Below are 14,911 nucleotides of genomic sequence, written 5' to 3'. Positions count from 1 at the left end.
TGGCAACAAAGAAAAAACAGCTGCAATCAGTAAAATTATAACGGATACAAAAACAGTCAGCTTTAGTTTCATAAGCATTTCCCTCGGGATAACCAACCAATCCAAAATAACTATCAGCTTTAAAAAAAGACCAACACAAAACAATTGCGTTGGTCAGAATTACGAAACTGGAGGCGGCGCCTGGATTTAAACACAGGGTAATGATAGTCTTGCGTACTATTGCCTTAAACACTTGGCTACGCCGCCACGGAAAAGCGTAGCACGCTATATTCTATTCTATGTTAAATAAGAAAAAGTTCAATTTTCAAAAATTTAATTTGTAAACAATGTTACGGTAAACAGGACATTTTAGAATTTAGTTTTGCGTTTCATGGAAATTGTTGCAAAACGCAAATTCCGTTTACGGCAGAAAATCGCAAAACGGGTTGCGCGTTTTATGCTGAAAATTGTAAACAATAAGGCAGAGCCCGAAACACGCAGCGCCAATACAAGCCATGGCCACCAGCGCTTTTCCGTACAAAGGCGAGTAGCCTGCAAGGAACAGTTCCCGCAGCAGGTTGGCGAACCATGTCTGGGGCAGCAGGTTCGCCAGCGCACGGACGAACGGCGGCATTGCGGACAACGGCCAGGTGAAGCCGGAAAGGATGAACCCGGCCAAAGGATACGCAATGGAAAATTGGACGAAACGCAGCTCTGTACGAAAAAAGGAAGCAAAGCACAATCCCAGGGATGCCACGGAAACCATATAGACTCCGCCTGCCAGCACTGTGGCAGCAATTCCTGCCTTTAACCGCATGCCCAAAACCCAGACGAGCAGGGCGATAATGACCAAATACGAAAGCAGCCCCAGAGCTGAATACCAGATTACTTTCCCGGCGGTCAGTTTCCAAAATGGTATTTGTCCCGATACGCGTTCTCCCTGTAACGCTGCAGTGGGGACAGCTTCGGCCTGTTTCTCCCCACGCTCCCCGTCCCGCCTTTCCTCTTCCTGGAACACGGAAGCCCCGGTGGCAAAAAAGACCCCCTGCTGCAGCGCGGCTGCCAGCAACCCAATCAGGTAAAACAGCGTAAAGCTTTGCAACGGGTTATGCATCACACGGAGTTCTGTGCGGACAGGACGCACGCGGCTGAGTACGCGCGACCCGACTTGCCCCGTAACCAGTTCGGCCCGTTTCACGGCAATCTCATTGTTGAAATTCTCCGCAATAGTTTCCGCATCTGCCGTCACTGCGCTTACGGGCATAATGTTGGAGGCGTTGGCGATACACAATATTGTGGAGTACCCACCGTTGTTAATAGACCGGGAAAAATCACGCGGGATGCATAAAGCAAGCAGCGCCTTTTTTTCCCGTAACATAACCTGCATCTCTTCCTGGGAAGAAACCCAGGAAGTCACATGCATGCGCTCGTTATGTTCAAAACGTTGCAGAAGATCCCGGCTCAGGGGCGACTGGTCCTCGTCGCAAAGCACGGTGGGAACGGCGCGGATAATATCCGGGGCAAACAAAACGGAAAAAATCATAAGGTAAACGATAGCGGCGCCAAAGATAAACAAAAAGCGGCGGGGATCGCAGGCGCACTGCCTTTTTTCCCGTCGGATGACCTGCCAGAGCGTCATGCTGTGCGCCTCCTTTTCCTGTCAAAGACAAACCTGGCGGCCAGGAACGCGGCCAGTGCGCCGCAAAGCAACGCGCGGCAGTCCGCCCAGAGCGTTGGGGCATACCCCGCCAGCATAATGTCCCGCACATTCTCTGCCGTATAGCGCACAGGCATGACGGCGGCATACAGTTCCGCCGCGCGGTTCATGGCAAATACGGGCCAGGACAGGCCGCTGTACAGCGTGCCCGGCATAATATAGATCATAGGGATCTGTACTGCCGTCAGCTGGTTAGGACTGAGGGCGGAAAACAGCTGCAACACACACAGGACAGCAAAAATAAAAGCATTGACCAGTACAAAAATTTCCAGCCAGCTGCCCCGCATGGGCATAGCAAAAAATTGAACCTGTACCAGCAGGGCGATAAAACTTGCGGCAAGAGACGCGAGCCAGTACGGAACCATCTTGCCCAGCATAAGCAACGCCGACGACGCGACCTGGGCAAAACGGCGTTCTTCCACTTCCCTCACCAGCATCGGCCCCGCCGCCAGCAACAGCGCGATCTGCACGCCTTGCACGGAAAGGCCCGCCAGCATGAACGGAGAAAACCCGGACAGCGGATTATGCAGCAACCGGACGCTTACATGGACCGGGTAAGCCAGGTTCATCGCTTCTCCGGGCATACGGTTCAGTCCCTCGAACAACTGCTGCCCCGTGGCGGCGGAAAAGCTCCGGTTGATTTCCCAGGCAAAGGTAATCGCAGAATTGCTCAGGGTATTGTTGGCGGAATTCACGATCAGAACGGTTTCTGTTCCCCTGCCCTGCTTAATATGTTTGGCAAAATCCGGGGGAACCGCGATAGCTGCCAGCACCGATTCTTCACGCAGCAACCGTTCCATTTCCTCCTGGGAATCCACATAGGCCGTCACATTGAATTTTTCCGAATCTTCAAAGAGACGGATATACTTCCGGGACGTACTGCTCTGGTCCTGGTCGTACACCGCAGTCGGAAGTTGGCGGATGACATTTTGCCGGTACACCAGGCCGAACAGGATAGAATAACATACCGGCAGCAGGAGCAGCAATACCAAAACGGAACCGTTGCGCCGCCGCAGATACTCCCATTCTTCCTGTACGATTTGCCTGAAGGCTCCGCTTTTCATGTCCCTTCACCTTCCAGGCGGAAACGCATACCGGGCCGCAGCTTGGGAGAATTAACCTGTATCTTCATGTTAAAAGTAATGATATCCGTATCCGTCCCCCGCTCACTGGTAGCCCGGTGAGTGGCAAACTCGGCCTTGCGGCTGATGTCCACGATCGTTCCGTTTACCTTGGTGATCCCATCCCGCCCCACCAGCGTAACCTCCTGCTGCAAGCGGTAACGGTTCAGCTTTGTTTCCGGCACTTTGATATCCACCCAATTATCCGAGGGATCCTGTACAGCTACCAGCGGTGTCCCCTGGGAAATCATGGACCCTTCTTCCACATATTTTTCTGTCACGATGCCATCAAAGGGAGCGCGGATCTCCGTTTCGTCAAGAGAGACCAGGATTTGGGCCAAAGCCGCTTTCGCTTGCTCCACCTTTTTGGCCAGCACATTTTCATTGGCCCGGTTCACCTCGTTTTGCTTTAAACCGGCAAAGGCTGCGTTGTAAGACGCCTGCGCCGCCTCGTAGCTGGTTCTGGCACTGTCGAATGCCTGGCGGGAAATGGCCTGTTCCTGCAACAGCTTTTCATAACGGCGGTAATCCGCTTCCCGCAGTGCCAGGTTCGTGCGCGCCTGTTCCAGGGCAGAAGCTGTGGTACCGTCCTGCATCGCCGTTACGGCGACAGCCTGGTCCTTCTGTGCGATCAATGCCAGGATATTCGCTTCCTGCTGGGCCCTTTGCGTTTCCAAATCCCGTTTGTCGATGCGGGCCAGCACCTGTCCTTTTTTAACGGCATCGCCTTCTTTTACCAAAAGCTCCACCACGCGCCCGGCGATTTTGGAATTCACATCAATCTCCGTTGCGTCGGCCCGGCCCCACATCTGGTCGGCGGCCAGTTCTTGTTTGCCGCCGCAGCCTGCGCCAAACGCCAGAACAAATAACGCTGCCAAAACCAGCAGACAATGCCGTGCGTTATTCCGCACTGCTGTTGTTTTCATATCTGCACCTGCTTTTCTTTGCCACGTTTTATGGTAAAACATTTTCCGTTCCAGGCCAACACCCTTTTGGCCTAGCATTGTTTCATCCCCGCTGCCGGTCATTTTCAATCAGCAAATTGCGCCCAATCTCAACCCATGCAGCCTGGTTCACCCGGATTTTTTCCATAATCCGCTGCCGCTCCGGTTCATCGCAATGCAGAAAAAGCAATATATTGCGCAACAGCGTTTCCATGCATTGCACGGGATCGGTTTTGCGGGCAAAGTACAGCGAGACTACAAAGCTCCGGAAGTTGCCTTTCATCAGCAAGGTTTCGATATAGTTGTTTTCCGCAGGCTGCTCTGTTTGCAATTGATGCTGCAGCTTGATATTACGTTCTACCAGATGTTCAAACATGTAGTTAGAGGTGTAAGCCTCATAATAAATATCCCGGATCAGCGGATTGATGATGATCGTGTTCATTTCAACCGCGCCCACCGCCGCAAAACGGAACGCAGGCGATTCATCGGGAAACCTTTTATCCAGCAGAACCACGCAACGGTCCATGATTTCGTCTACCAAAGCCTGGAAAATTTCATCCTTGTTCGTAAAAAGATTGTAAATACTGCCGGACGAGATTCCGGACTCGTTAATAATCTGCCGGATCGTCGTTTTCCGGTAGCCCTGCCGGGCAAACAAGGCCCCGGCCACTTTTAGGATTGTTTCCCGCGTTTCTCTCATACGGCGCACCATGGCTGGTCTCTGCATAGCTTCAGCCTCCTCTTTGAAATAGGTTATCAAAGGAAACACCGGTCAACTGCTCTAAAAAAGGCAGGCTACCAAACCGATAGTTTTCGCATTCACAAAAGGCAGGCCTGCTGTATTTTAGAACATGTTCTAAAATTAATTTCATTATAAAACAGAAAAACAATACTGTCTATAAATATTAAAATATTCTAAATTAGAACAAAAACAGCCGTGAAAACACCACGACTTTTACGTAAAAATAAAGGAACAGGCCACGCAACGATTACTATGTTTTGCTTATGCCTGTTCCTTTTGATTTTTGCGCTGTGTTATGCCATTGTCCGGATCCTGGTTACCGGAATGACCAACTATTTTTCGCAACTCCAGTCGTGATGCGGTTTCTGAGCCTGCTTTCTGTTATAAAGTCACCGTTTCCAGTTTTCCGTCGCCATGGAATCCCTCCCTGCCATTTAATCCTACATTTATTGTAGCATAGTTGTCACTGTCAAATTTTGATTTTTGTATGAAACCTTGGCTCGTTATTTTCTTTCCAGCTTTTCATATTTAAAGTTGCCGCCTACACCGAAATGGATCACCCATTCCGGTTTTACGGAAATCGGGATCCAGTACCCAAAGGCAACGCCAAAGGCGCCGTCATACGTAATGTAAATCGGTTCGCCCTTATCTACTGCTTCATTCAGGCGGCAGCCCCGATGGTCTTCCGGTCTGCCCACGGCAGAACACTTGATGCCGGGCTTTAATCCCATGGCTTCCGCTTTTTTGTTTACCGCGATAATCTCCCGGCTTTTCTGGGTGATCGTTACCGGTTCGGGAAAATCCCCCCACATTAAATGGAACGCATTGATGATTTCCTGATCTGTCATTTTAGTTTCCTCCTTACGTCTTTATTCCCGTTGGTTTATTATTTCCTGTCTTTCTAAAATTTCTTTTTACTTCCTGCAAAGCCGTAACAAATTCCAGTTTCTTCATTCATTTACCCTGCCTCACAGGAAAACATCAGGTTCCAGCCGCTCTTGTTTAAAAATATCAATAAATCCTTTCATAAACTCCGTCACCTCCGGACTGGCGACAGAGATGGCGTGCATCGGGCAGCGGTTGATGCAGCCGTAGCAGCCAATGCAGGCTTCCAGGTTAAAGGTTTTAGTTTCAATGTCAATGGCATCCGTCGGGCAGTTCCGGACGCAGGTTTTACATTTTATGCAGGCATCCGATATTTTCTTTGCCCTGAACTCCAGTGGAAAATTGTAGGGTTCTTTATTCTTCTCCCGGAAAGCGATAATCTGATTATACTGTTCAGATGACGACCAGTGGGTAACCGGCTGCTTGTGAAGGGTATAGTCTCCAGCCAGGATTTTTTCATAAGCCTTGCGCCCAAAATCCACCATGATTGCTTCATCCTTTGCGTCCGGACGGCCGGCGCCAAGTTCCGGCGCCATGGTATGCTGGGCAATAAAAGCGCCCAGGGCGCAAACCTGGAAGCCCCTGCCTTCCGCCCGTTCTTTCATTTCCGTAAGTGCCACGCCGTAATAGGCGTTACCAAAGGACACCACGCCGATAAACGGGGTCTCGTTTCCCTGCAGACAGCCAAACAGGTCCTCTGCTTTCGTAAAAAGCATACCGGCGGAAAGGGAACCGTAAATCACCAGGTCGTCCTTTCCAAAAACATATTGTTTCTTCCGTGCCGCGGAAGGAAGAAGGTTATACGTTTTTACCTCCGGCCCCTGAATGCCCGAAGCAATCTTGCGGACTATTTTTTCCGTTGAACCGCTGGGGCTGAAATATACAAGATGAACACTTTTGATTCCTGTTGCACTCATGATGATTCCCTTTCTCAAAACTGAATTAATCTTTATCCATTTGCGTCAATGATGTCTTTCAGGCTTACATGTTCGTTGCGGAAGCGCACAGAACTCTATACAATCTGCTTTCGTTTTTCCAGTTAATCCGAAACATCATTATGGCAGGCCATATCTTAATCGGAAACATCCACGTCCGGCAAGATGAAAAGCTCGTAATCCGGATAAGCCTTTTGCACTTCGTCCCGTAGAATCTGCAGTCCTTCCTTCGGATTGATATCAAAACTCATGACCGCGTCAAAGCGCATTTTCTTTTGGGGAATATCAATATGGAAACCATGCAACTGCAGCACCCATTCATGGGCCATTACAATCTCACGGACGTAATCCCGGATTTTTGTCGCTTCGTCGTTTCCGGTATTGTAGCCGTACACGCCCACACCCACCAGGGCGATGCCTGTCTCGTTATACACTTTTCTCTCTACCCGGCGGGTCAGTTTATCCACTTCATCCACTGTCATAGTGTCGGGCAGTTCCAAATGGACTGCCGCGTAATCTTTTTCCGGCCCGTGATTGAACAGGATCAGGTCATACGCACCCTGCACTTCCGGCTCTTCGTTTAACAGCGCCTTCACCTTCTGCGCCGTCTCTTTATCCGCTCGGATTCCCAGTATGTCATCCAGCGTCTCCGTAATCATTTCGATGCCGGATTTTATAATGACAATAGAAATGACAACGCCTACATACGCTTCCAGCGAAATACCGCTCTTCAGGAAAATAATGGCCGAAACCAGGACAGAAAAAGACAGCACAGCGTCAAAGGTCGCGTCGGAGCCGGACGCGATCAATGAGCCGGAGTTAACCTTCTCTCCCTTTGTCTTTACGTATTTTCCCAAAACCAGTTTTACTACAATGGCTACAGCGATGATCACCAGGGAAGTGAGACTGTAATCCGGCGTTTCCGGTTCAATAATCTTCTTTACTGATTCCACCGCTGAGGTAATGCCGGCGTAAAGCACGATGCCGGAAACAATCATTGCGCTGAGATATTCGATCCGTCCATAGCCAAGGGGATGCTTTTTATCCGGCAGCCTGGCCGCCAGCTTCGTCCCGATAATGGTAATTACAGAAGAAAGCGCGTCGGACAGATTGTTCACTGCGTCCAGAATGACCGCGATGGAATTGGACGCAAGCCCGATGGCCGCCTTAAATCCGGCCAGGAAAATATTGGTGACAATACCGATAATACTGGTTCGGATTATAACTTTGTCACGACTGCCTTCCATTTGTTCCAACACTGTGTTATTATCGTCCATTTGATTATTAGAGTCCTTTACGTAAACGTATCTTTTAAAAAATCCCTGACAGATCCGTCAGGGATTTCACATCTGATAATTTTGTTATGCCTTATTATATTTGTCTTTCCCCTGACGGCAGCGCGGGCATTTCCAGTCAGCGGGCAGGTCTTCAAAGGCTACGCCGTCATGCTCCGCCGGGTCGTAAACGTAACCGCAGATGCTGCAGATCCATTTGCCGGTCGCTTCTTTTGAAGCAATTTCGTAATCAATGGGCGGCATTTCCGGCGGGTTATCCAGGTCGGTCACCCGTTTGGCTTCCAGATTCTCATAGCCCAGAGGCGTATGGGTGGAGCAATAGACTGTCGGGTTTTTCCGGATAAACTCACGCACTCGGTTCAGGGTATCCCGCGCCGCTTCTTTATCTTCGTAAACAACAGAAAGCTTGTTTTCATACAATGCTTCATCCGTATAGGTCACATCGCCGTGCATCATATAGAACAGGCCGTCGCTTTCCGCAATGATGATACTGTTGCCTTTTGTATGGCCTTTAGCAGGCAACAGGTACACACCTTCCGCGATTTTTTCCGAAGCGTCAAAGGTATGGTACGGGCCGTCCTTGTATTTCACCCGCACAATATTTTCCCCTTGTAAACCCAGCGCGTCTGCTTCTTCCGGCGACATGTAGATTTTGGCGTTGGGGAAAGAGCGCAGTTCGCCGGTATGGTCTTCGTGCTTGTGGGTCACCAGTATTTTCGTTACCTGTTCCGGTTTGTAGCCCAGCGCCTTAAGGGCAGAAACATAATCGGTAATCTTGGATCCGATATAAATCTGCGTGGTTTCGTCCACCACCATGTCCGGAAACTCTGCCGGTACACCGGTATCCACAAGGATCACTTCATCACCCGTATCAATCAGATAATTTTGAAGACAGGAACGGTATTTTACATTCGGATCAAACTTGTCAACGCCGTCTTCGCCCCCTAAGGCAAAGGGCTGCGTCATAAAACCTTTTTCTCTGAATTTCACTGCTTTGATGATCATGATGATTCCTCCTTTCAGATAAACAGTTATCTAATTTTGCATGTTTTGTCTAATACTGTGTTTTTATTATATCAAATAATATTAATTACGAAAAATAACAAAAACCGAAATTTATAAACAATGTTTACGAATTTCGGTTTTTATAAACATCTATCTTCTCAAGGAGACGATGATTACATGAGTTTGTGCGATGACCGCGGGCTTTTTGCGACTGACAAGGAAATGGCCCGAAGGCGCAGCCGTAGCTGCGTCGAGGGACATTGACGCAGTCAGTCACAAAAAGCACCGGCCAGCGTGCAAATGAATGAATCATCGTTTCCTTAAACATGAATATAATCGTACCTGAATGATTCTTTTACTTTACCGCAATAATGCCGAACAAAGGAGCCGGATCGTAGAACTTATCCTTTTTCGGATACAGCCGCCGGCCTACTGTAGTATCTCTTAGCTTCTTTCTACATGCGCAAAGGTTATCTATAATTATAACAAAACAGCCGCAGATAATAAATCCACGGCTGCCTAATCAGCTTCAGGTTGAACGATTCACGCTGTTTCCCAGTTTAGTTTTTACTTATTTTCCCAGGTGTTTGGTAAAGAACCCGTCCAGTCTTTCGAAGGGAATCTTTTCATAGATATCGTACAGGTCGCAATGGGTCGCGCCCGGCATTACGATCAGTTCCTTCGGTTCCTGCGCGCGTTCGTAAACGTTTTCGGAATGGTAACGGGAATGGGCCTTGTCGCCGGTGATCAGCAGCAGCGGACGGGGGCTCAATTCTTCCACATGGGCCATCAGGTCGAAGTCAAAGAATCCGTACGGCGTGGTAGAAGACCAGATCCCGTTGGAGTTGATGGCACGGGGATGGAACGCCCGGCCTTTATAGTAGTTGAAGAAATCGGTGGTCACAGGGTCTGCCCCTTCCGGCAGTTTGTTGGGAAGCAACGTTACGCCTTCGCCAGTAGCGTGAACGGCTTTTCCGTCAGCCCCGATGGCAACTTCATGATAACCGGGCAGCGTTTTGCCCAGTTCCGCTTCCTGCCAGCGCATACCGGCCAGATATTTTTTTACGGTTTCCCGCTGGGCCGGCGTATAGTAATCTCCCTTATAGTGGTTCCGGATGCTGTCGTTCATATTGTACAGGGCAGAGGTTGCCACCGCTTTAATACGCACGTCGTTGATCGCCGCGGTAACAGCCATGCCGCCTAACCCGCAGATGCTCATGGCGCCGACGCGTTCTTTGTCAACAAAGGGCAGCAGGCCCACAAAGTCAACCGCTGCATGGAAGTCTTCCGTAAAAATATCGGGGGACGCCACGTCGTGTACGTTGCCGCCGCTTTCTCCGGTGAAGGAACAGTCAAAGGCTACGGTTACAAATCCACGCCGTGCCATCTCCTGGGCATACAGACCGGAAGACTGTTCTTTCACTGCGCCAAAAGGACCGCTGAATACGATGGCGCTGTATTTTTTGTTCGCGTCAAAGTTTTCCGGCAGGTACAGGTGACCGGCTACTTCAATGCCGTACCGGTTTTGGAAACGGACCTTCTTCGTCTGGATTTTTTTATCAACTTTGAACACACGGGTATCGTTGGTCAGTTCGGTAATGGAAGAGTTCTTCATCTGGCTTGCCATAACAGCCGCAGCGTTTGCATCGGCCGGAGCGGCAAAAGCGGCGCCTGCAAAACCTACAGCGGCCAGCGCCAGGCTGAGGACAACGGATTTCATCAGTTTGCGAGAACGGGAAGTTTTTTCATTTGCGTTTCTCCTTTTTCATAAATCTGAATTTTTCGCTGACCGTTCTGCTGCAGTTTCACACTGCGCTTCTTGTCTGTCAGCTTTGCACAACATGCCTGCTGTCTTCTTAAAACAGCCAGCATCATCACTTATTTTGATTTCATCGGAAGCTGTTTGCTTCTTTCAGATTCATTCTAAAGGAGCCTCACAGAAATGTCTAATACTTACTAATCATTTTTAGTTATGCTCTTCATCTATATCTGCTTTTTCCCCCGTATTCTTTTTGCAGTTCCGCCAGAAGCAGCGATGCCACAGGACTAAACACCTGGTACTTTTTCCAGATGATTTTCATTTCCGAAGCAGGTACATCCGTCAGCGGCACAAACGTCATATCGCTGCCTTTCCCGGTATGCGCCAGTTTATCATAGGCAATGGCATACCCTAACCCTTCCTTTACAAAAATGGAAGCATTATAAAACAGATTGTAGGTAGCTACAATATTCAGACGGTCCAGTTTTTCCCCGAAACAGGCTGGAAAATTCTGTTCCATGTTTTGCCTTGAACAGATTAAAGGCAGGTCGTATAAATCCGCAAGGTGCAATGCTTTTTTCTTTGCCAGCAGTGAGTCTTTTCGCATGAAGACGCCCCAGGTATCCTCTGCCGGAATCTCCAGATGATTATATTTCAGAGGATTCACATACTCCATGACCAGCGCAAAATCCAAAATGCCTTTATCCAATTTTTCCGTGATGTCTTCACTGTTTCCGCTGGTGATGTTGCAGCGAATTCCGGGATGCAGCTCCTGCACCCGTTTCAGCGCCCTGGCAAAATACTTCAGGGAATCGGATTCGGGGCAGCCGATAAAAACCTCGCCGCCCATGGTATCGTCCAGCATCTTAAATTCCGTTTCCGTCTTGTCCACCAGGTCCAGAATATCCTCCGCCCGCTTGCGCAGAAGCAACCCCGCTTCTGTTAACCGCAAGGCATAATTGGTACGGACAAACAGTTTTTTCCCCAGCTCCTCTTCCAGATCCTTTAACTGCCTCGACATGGTGGGCTGGGTAACGTGCAGTCGTTCGACAGCGCGGGTAATGTTCCCTTCCCGCGCGGTTTCCAGAAAATAACGCGGTACCCGGATTTCCATAACAGAACCCCCTTGGGTATTTCCCGAATTAAGGAAACGCTGATTAACCGCTACCATCCCATCTCGTTACATACGTAGTCCTTAAACCGGAACAAAACATATAACGGGACAGACCATACATGTGTATCTCCGTCCATATTGTCCCCTACGTTTTTCAGGGAGGTCTTGATCGCCATCTTTGGTTTATATCTGCTGCAAAACAAATGCAGGCTCTTGGCTTTTGTATTATCTGCCGACTTTACCTCAACCGGCAAAAGCACGCCTTCATAATCGGTGATAAAATCCAGCTCCGCATCGGCTTTTGTTCTCCAGAAATAACAGTCTATGCCCATACATTCCAGTTGTGTATAAACATAGTTTTCCGTCAGCGCTCCTTTATAGTGAATGTATGCAGCATCGCCTTCCAAAATGGTTCTGTAGTTTATATTGGATTTTTTTCTCAGAAGCCCCACATCAGACATATAAACTTTAAAATATGTATGATCCGCCATCCCGGATAACGGATTCTCCGGCGTTTTCACCAGATTGAGCTTGCGTGCGATACCGGCATTCACCAGCCACGCCAGCGCGTCTTCCAGATCTTTTGCCCTTGCTCCCTGCTTTACATGGGAAAAGATAAATTTATTATTATCCCTCGCTATCTGCGAAGGGATGGCATCCCATATCATTTTAATCTTTATCGCCGTATCGGGCATGGTATGTTTGCCAAAGTCATCCGCATAATCTTTTAAGATCCGGTCCTGTACCTCTTCCACGGCTTTGTAGTCATGCGTATCGGTCCACGTTCGCACCGCTTCCGGCATTCCGCCGACGATATAATAGTTCTTCAGATATTTCGCAAGAGGAATCGTGTAGAGCTCCGTCAATTCCCGTTCAAAAGCAACTCTCCTGACTCCGTCAATATATTTCCCGCCGCCGTCGGCCCGGACAAACTCTTCAAAACTCATGGGATACATATGGATCCGTTCAACTTTTCCAACGGGAAAAGAAATTCCTTCTTCCCGCAACGCCACGCCCAAAAGAGATCCGGCCGCTATGATATGAAGTTCCGGCAAATTCTCACAGAAATACTTAAGCGCCTGTATGGCTCTCGGGCAATCCTGTATTTCATCAAAAACCACAAGTGTCGAACCCGGTATAATCTTTTTCCCCAGGATAATGCTGCCAAGCTCGTCCAGAATCCTGTCTGTATCAAAATCATAGGCAAAAACTGACTGAAGCCCTGTGTTCCCTTCAAAGTTGAAGTAAGCCATATCTTCAAATTCACTCTGCCCGAATTTCTTTATCAGATAGGTTTTTCCGCATTGGCGTACACCGGTAACCAGCAGGGGTTTCCTGTTTATTTTGTTTTTCCATGCCTTAAACTGCTCAGATGCTGTTCTTTCCATGTGCAGTTCCCTCCGCAGATATAATAACATTTTTCAACCGAATAAGCAAGATTATTTTGCAAAATTCGACTGAATAACGTTCGTGTTCCTGCTTTTATCGGATGGAAATTTCGACAACACTGCCTGCGTTTCGAGATAAAAATCGCAAAACGTTTATCGTTGTTTTTATCAATAATGTCCCAGGCCGCGAGAATACTGATCGGCGCCGGATAACTCCGGGTCGTATACAGTAACACGGCGGCGTCTTTTATGCGTTAATGTTCACTCTAAGTCAAGGATTTAACTTTTGCTTTAACTTTCATAGTGTTAAAGCCCCTATGCCGCGCAGGATTCCAATCATACCTTCCGCCGCAATATCGTTACTGATTTTCCCGTCTTCATCAAAATAATAAAAGTTCATGACACAGACAGAAATCTTTTTACCGGTAGCTTTTATGCCTAAAAAGTCGCCGTCATGTGTTCCCGTCATAGTCCAGCGAACCGCAACTTTATCATCGGCAGCGACCATTTCCTCTAATTTCCACTGTACATCAGAAAAACCCCGGCGCATCCAATGCACAACGGACAAATAGCCCTTGCCGCCATATAACGGAACCGGGCTTGCCGGTGTAAAAAACGAAGCTTTTTCGGATATCAGTTTCCGGGATAACGCTTCATCCGCCGTGTTAATCATAATTTCAAACTGTTTCATGATTGCTGTATTGCTTTCTGCCCTGTTCACGTGTCCTCCTGATTTCTCATCCGTTGCGTTAAATAAAACTCTGGTTCCTTGTGTTTACAGGCCAGCAATTATACTCACACAATCCCTTTGCCCATTTCATAGGCTTCCGCCAGCTTTGCATTCTCTTTGATCTCTCCGGGAGCGCCTACGCCGCACGCGCAGACTTTGCCCGCAAAACGCGCTTTTTCAAAACAGGCGATCCAGCCTTTTAATCCGTGGACAGCGCCTTCATCCACATCCGGTTCGTCTTCAGCCGCTGCGGTCAGAAGATACACGTCCCGGAATTTGTAATCTTTCGGGAACAGGGAGTTGGCGCGATCAATCATGGTCTTCATCTGTCCGCTCATCTCGTAGTAGTAAATGGGCGTCGCCCAAACCACCACGTCCGCCTCCAGCATTTTGTCCGTAATGGCATTCGCATCGTCTTTGATTACGCAATGACTGGTCTGCTGGCAGGCAAGGCAGCCTTTGCAAAAGGCAATCGTTTTATCTTTCAGGGAAACCAGTTCCACTTCATTGCCCGCCGCTTTCGCACCGTCCGCAAACGCTTCCGCCAGCTTTTCCGAGTTGCTGTTACCTCTTATGCTTGTGCTGATAACCAATACTTTTTTCGCCATAGTGATTCCTCCGTTTGTTTTCATCTCTGTGCTCTGATTCTATGCGTGATATGTTCTGATTATATTCGTTAAAGCCTTCTCTAAGTCAAGAGGTATGCCGTTACTGCCCGACTGCTTCTATTTTCACTTTTCCCTTTATGTTCCGAATCTGTTCCGTTCCGCTTACCGCTTTGCCCATCACATATAAGCCGGAGTAGCGTGGCGCATCGCCGTAATACAGGCACACGTTGTTCCAGGGCGAGAAATAGGCAATCGTCCCCACAGGACACGCCCCTTCCTGCACCTTGCTACAGTCCAGCTTTTTGGGAGGCTGGAAGATTTTTTCGTTGTTGCTGTAATTCTCCACAGCAACAGTTAACGGCAGCTGCGCATAGAATGACCGGGACACGGAAGTATCGTTCAGCGCAAATACAATTTCTTTACCATTTGCAACCACTTTAATTTTCAGGTTTGTGTCAGGCATAGCAGTTACTTTTTCTCCATTATCTTTCTTTTCCGCAGCTTCCTTTTTCACCGCACCGGATGTATCTTCCGCTTTTTGCGGCACAGACGCGCTTCCAATATTGTTCACCGTTTTTGTGCCTGCGGACGCGCAGCCTGCAAACATCACTCCCATCAACAATATTGTGAGCAGCAACTGCCAAACTTTTCTGTGTTTCATGTGGTATTCCTGCTTTCTATTTAAAAAA

Annotated in this window: 14 protein-coding genes; all 14 read right to left on the bottom strand. The window is 48.6% G+C overall.

What is annotated here, in order from left to right; translation table 11 throughout:
* Window positions 1–400: 400 nt before the first annotated feature.
* The 14 genes from ACZOWY_RS02925 to ACZOWY_RS02860 all read right to left on the bottom strand — a co-directional run bounded on the left by ACZOWY_RS02925 (window position 401) and on the right by ACZOWY_RS02860 (window position 14,883).
* Window positions 401–1,618, bottom strand: a complete 1,218-nt coding sequence (locus tag ACZOWY_RS02925; RefSeq protein ID WP_484392692.1) for an ABC transporter permease — start codon at window positions 1,616–1,618, stop codon at window positions 401–403.
* Window positions 1,615–2,760 (bottom strand): ABC transporter permease, encoded by a 1,146-nt coding sequence (locus tag ACZOWY_RS02920; protein ID WP_484392691.1) that lies wholly within the window; start codon window positions 2,758–2,760, stop codon window positions 1,615–1,617. Before ACZOWY_RS02920 ends, ACZOWY_RS02925 begins: the two co-directional genes overlap by 4 nt.
* A complete protein-coding gene (locus ACZOWY_RS02915) occupies window positions 2,757–3,743 on the bottom strand; it encodes an HlyD family secretion protein (RefSeq protein WP_484392689.1) in 987 nt (328 codons plus the stop codon). Before ACZOWY_RS02915 ends, ACZOWY_RS02920 begins: the two co-directional genes overlap by 4 nt.
* 82 nt (window positions 3,744–3,825) lie before the next feature.
* Window positions 3,826–4,488 (bottom strand): TetR/AcrR family transcriptional regulator, encoded by a 663-nt coding sequence (locus ACZOWY_RS02910; protein ID WP_484392687.1) that lies wholly within the window; start codon window positions 4,486–4,488, stop codon window positions 3,826–3,828.
* 518 nt (window positions 4,489–5,006) lie between these two features.
* Window positions 5,007–5,351, bottom strand: a complete 345-nt coding sequence (locus ACZOWY_RS02905) for a hypothetical protein (protein WP_484392685.1) — start codon at window positions 5,349–5,351, stop codon at window positions 5,007–5,009.
* Window positions 5,352–5,471: 120 nt separating this feature from the next.
* Window positions 5,472–6,305 carry a 4Fe-4S binding protein gene (locus ACZOWY_RS02900; protein ID WP_484392683.1) on the bottom strand — a complete coding sequence of 278 codons (834 nt, stop codon included), beginning with the start codon at window positions 6,303–6,305 and terminating at the stop codon, window positions 5,472–5,474.
* Between the two features lie 155 nt (window positions 6,306–6,460).
* Window positions 6,461–7,600 (bottom strand): cation diffusion facilitator family transporter, encoded by a 1,140-nt coding sequence (locus ACZOWY_RS02895; RefSeq protein ID WP_484392682.1) that lies wholly within the window; start codon window positions 7,598–7,600, stop codon window positions 6,461–6,463.
* 84 nt (window positions 7,601–7,684) lie between these two features.
* Window positions 7,685–8,623, bottom strand: coding sequence for an MBL fold metallo-hydrolase (locus tag ACZOWY_RS02890; RefSeq protein ID WP_484392678.1), 939 nt, complete (start codon window positions 8,621–8,623; stop codon window positions 7,685–7,687).
* Window positions 8,624–9,194: 571 nt separating this feature from the next.
* Window positions 9,195–10,343 carry an alpha/beta hydrolase gene (locus ACZOWY_RS02885; RefSeq protein ID WP_484392675.1) on the bottom strand — a complete coding sequence of 383 codons (1,149 nt, stop codon included), beginning with the start codon at window positions 10,341–10,343 and terminating at the stop codon, window positions 9,195–9,197.
* A 259-nt stretch (window positions 10,344–10,602) separates the two neighbouring features.
* Window positions 10,603–11,496 carry a LysR family transcriptional regulator gene (locus ACZOWY_RS02880; RefSeq protein ID WP_484392673.1) on the bottom strand — a complete coding sequence of 298 codons (894 nt, stop codon included), beginning with the start codon at window positions 11,494–11,496 and terminating at the stop codon, window positions 10,603–10,605.
* 50 nt (window positions 11,497–11,546) lie between these two features.
* Window positions 11,547–12,884, bottom strand: coding sequence for an ATP-binding protein (locus ACZOWY_RS02875; RefSeq protein WP_484392671.1), 1,338 nt, complete (start codon window positions 12,882–12,884; stop codon window positions 11,547–11,549).
* Window positions 12,885–13,182: 298 nt separating this feature from the next.
* Complete coding sequence (locus ACZOWY_RS02870) at window positions 13,183–13,605, bottom strand: ester cyclase (RefSeq protein ID WP_484392669.1); 423 nt, start codon at window positions 13,603–13,605, stop codon at window positions 13,183–13,185.
* A 74-nt stretch (window positions 13,606–13,679) separates the two neighbouring features.
* Window positions 13,680–14,222 carry a flavodoxin family protein gene (locus tag ACZOWY_RS02865; protein WP_484392667.1) on the bottom strand — a complete coding sequence of 181 codons (543 nt, stop codon included), beginning with the start codon at window positions 14,220–14,222 and terminating at the stop codon, window positions 13,680–13,682.
* 100 nt (window positions 14,223–14,322) lie between these two features.
* A complete protein-coding gene (locus ACZOWY_RS02860; protein WP_484392665.1) occupies window positions 14,323–14,883 on the bottom strand; it encodes a cyclophilin-like fold protein in 561 nt (186 codons plus the stop codon).
* Between the last annotated feature and the right edge of the window lie 28 nt (window positions 14,884–14,911).

It is taken from the genome of Succiniclasticum sp. (genome assembly GCF_056977735.1).
Note: the sequence above shows the minus strand (reverse complement) of the source record. Positions and strands in the feature narration are given on the sequence as shown.

What these genes read in the sequence shown, in the direction of transcription:
- ACZOWY_RS02925 (WP_484392692.1), bottom strand. Translation starts at nt 1,618, where the DNA reads ATGACGCTCTGGCAGGTCATCCGACGGGAAAAAAGGCAGTGCGCCTGC.
- ACZOWY_RS02920 (WP_484392691.1), bottom strand. Translation starts at nt 2,760, where the DNA reads ATGAAAAGCGGAGCCTTCAGGCAAATCGTACAGGAAGAATGGGAGTAT.
- ACZOWY_RS02915 (WP_484392689.1), bottom strand. Translation starts at nt 3,743, where the DNA reads ATGAAAACAACAGCAGTGCGGAATAACGCACGGCATTGTCTGCTGGTT.
- ACZOWY_RS02910 (WP_484392687.1), bottom strand. Translation starts at nt 4,488, where the DNA reads ATGCAGAGACCAGCCATGGTGCGCCGTATGAGAGAAACGCGGGAAACA.
- ACZOWY_RS02905 (WP_484392685.1), bottom strand. Translation starts at nt 5,351, where the DNA reads ATGACAGATCAGGAAATCATCAATGCGTTCCATTTAATGTGGGGGGAT.
- ACZOWY_RS02900 (WP_484392683.1), bottom strand. Translation starts at nt 6,305, where the DNA reads ATGAGTGCAACAGGAATCAAAAGTGTTCATCTTGTATATTTCAGCCCC.
- ACZOWY_RS02895 (WP_484392682.1), bottom strand. Translation starts at nt 7,600, where the DNA reads ATGGACGATAATAACACAGTGTTGGAACAAATGGAAGGCAGTCGTGAC.
- ACZOWY_RS02890 (WP_484392678.1), bottom strand. Translation starts at nt 8,623, where the DNA reads ATGATCATCAAAGCAGTGAAATTCAGAGAAAAAGGTTTTATGACGCAG.
- ACZOWY_RS02885 (WP_484392675.1), bottom strand. Translation starts at nt 10,343, where the DNA reads ATGAAATCCGTTGTCCTCAGCCTGGCGCTGGCCGCTGTAGGTTTTGCA.
- ACZOWY_RS02880 (WP_484392673.1), bottom strand. Translation starts at nt 11,496, where the DNA reads ATGGAAATCCGGGTACCGCGTTATTTTCTGGAAACCGCGCGGGAAGGG.
- ACZOWY_RS02875 (WP_484392671.1), bottom strand. Translation starts at nt 12,884, where the DNA reads ATGGAAAGAACAGCATCTGAGCAGTTTAAGGCATGGAAAAACAAAATA.
- ACZOWY_RS02865 (WP_484392667.1), bottom strand. Translation starts at nt 14,222, where the DNA reads ATGGCGAAAAAAGTATTGGTTATCAGCACAAGCATAAGAGGTAACAGC.
- ACZOWY_RS02860 (WP_484392665.1), bottom strand. Translation starts at nt 14,883, where the DNA reads ATGAAACACAGAAAAGTTTGGCAGTTGCTGCTCACAATATTGTTGATG.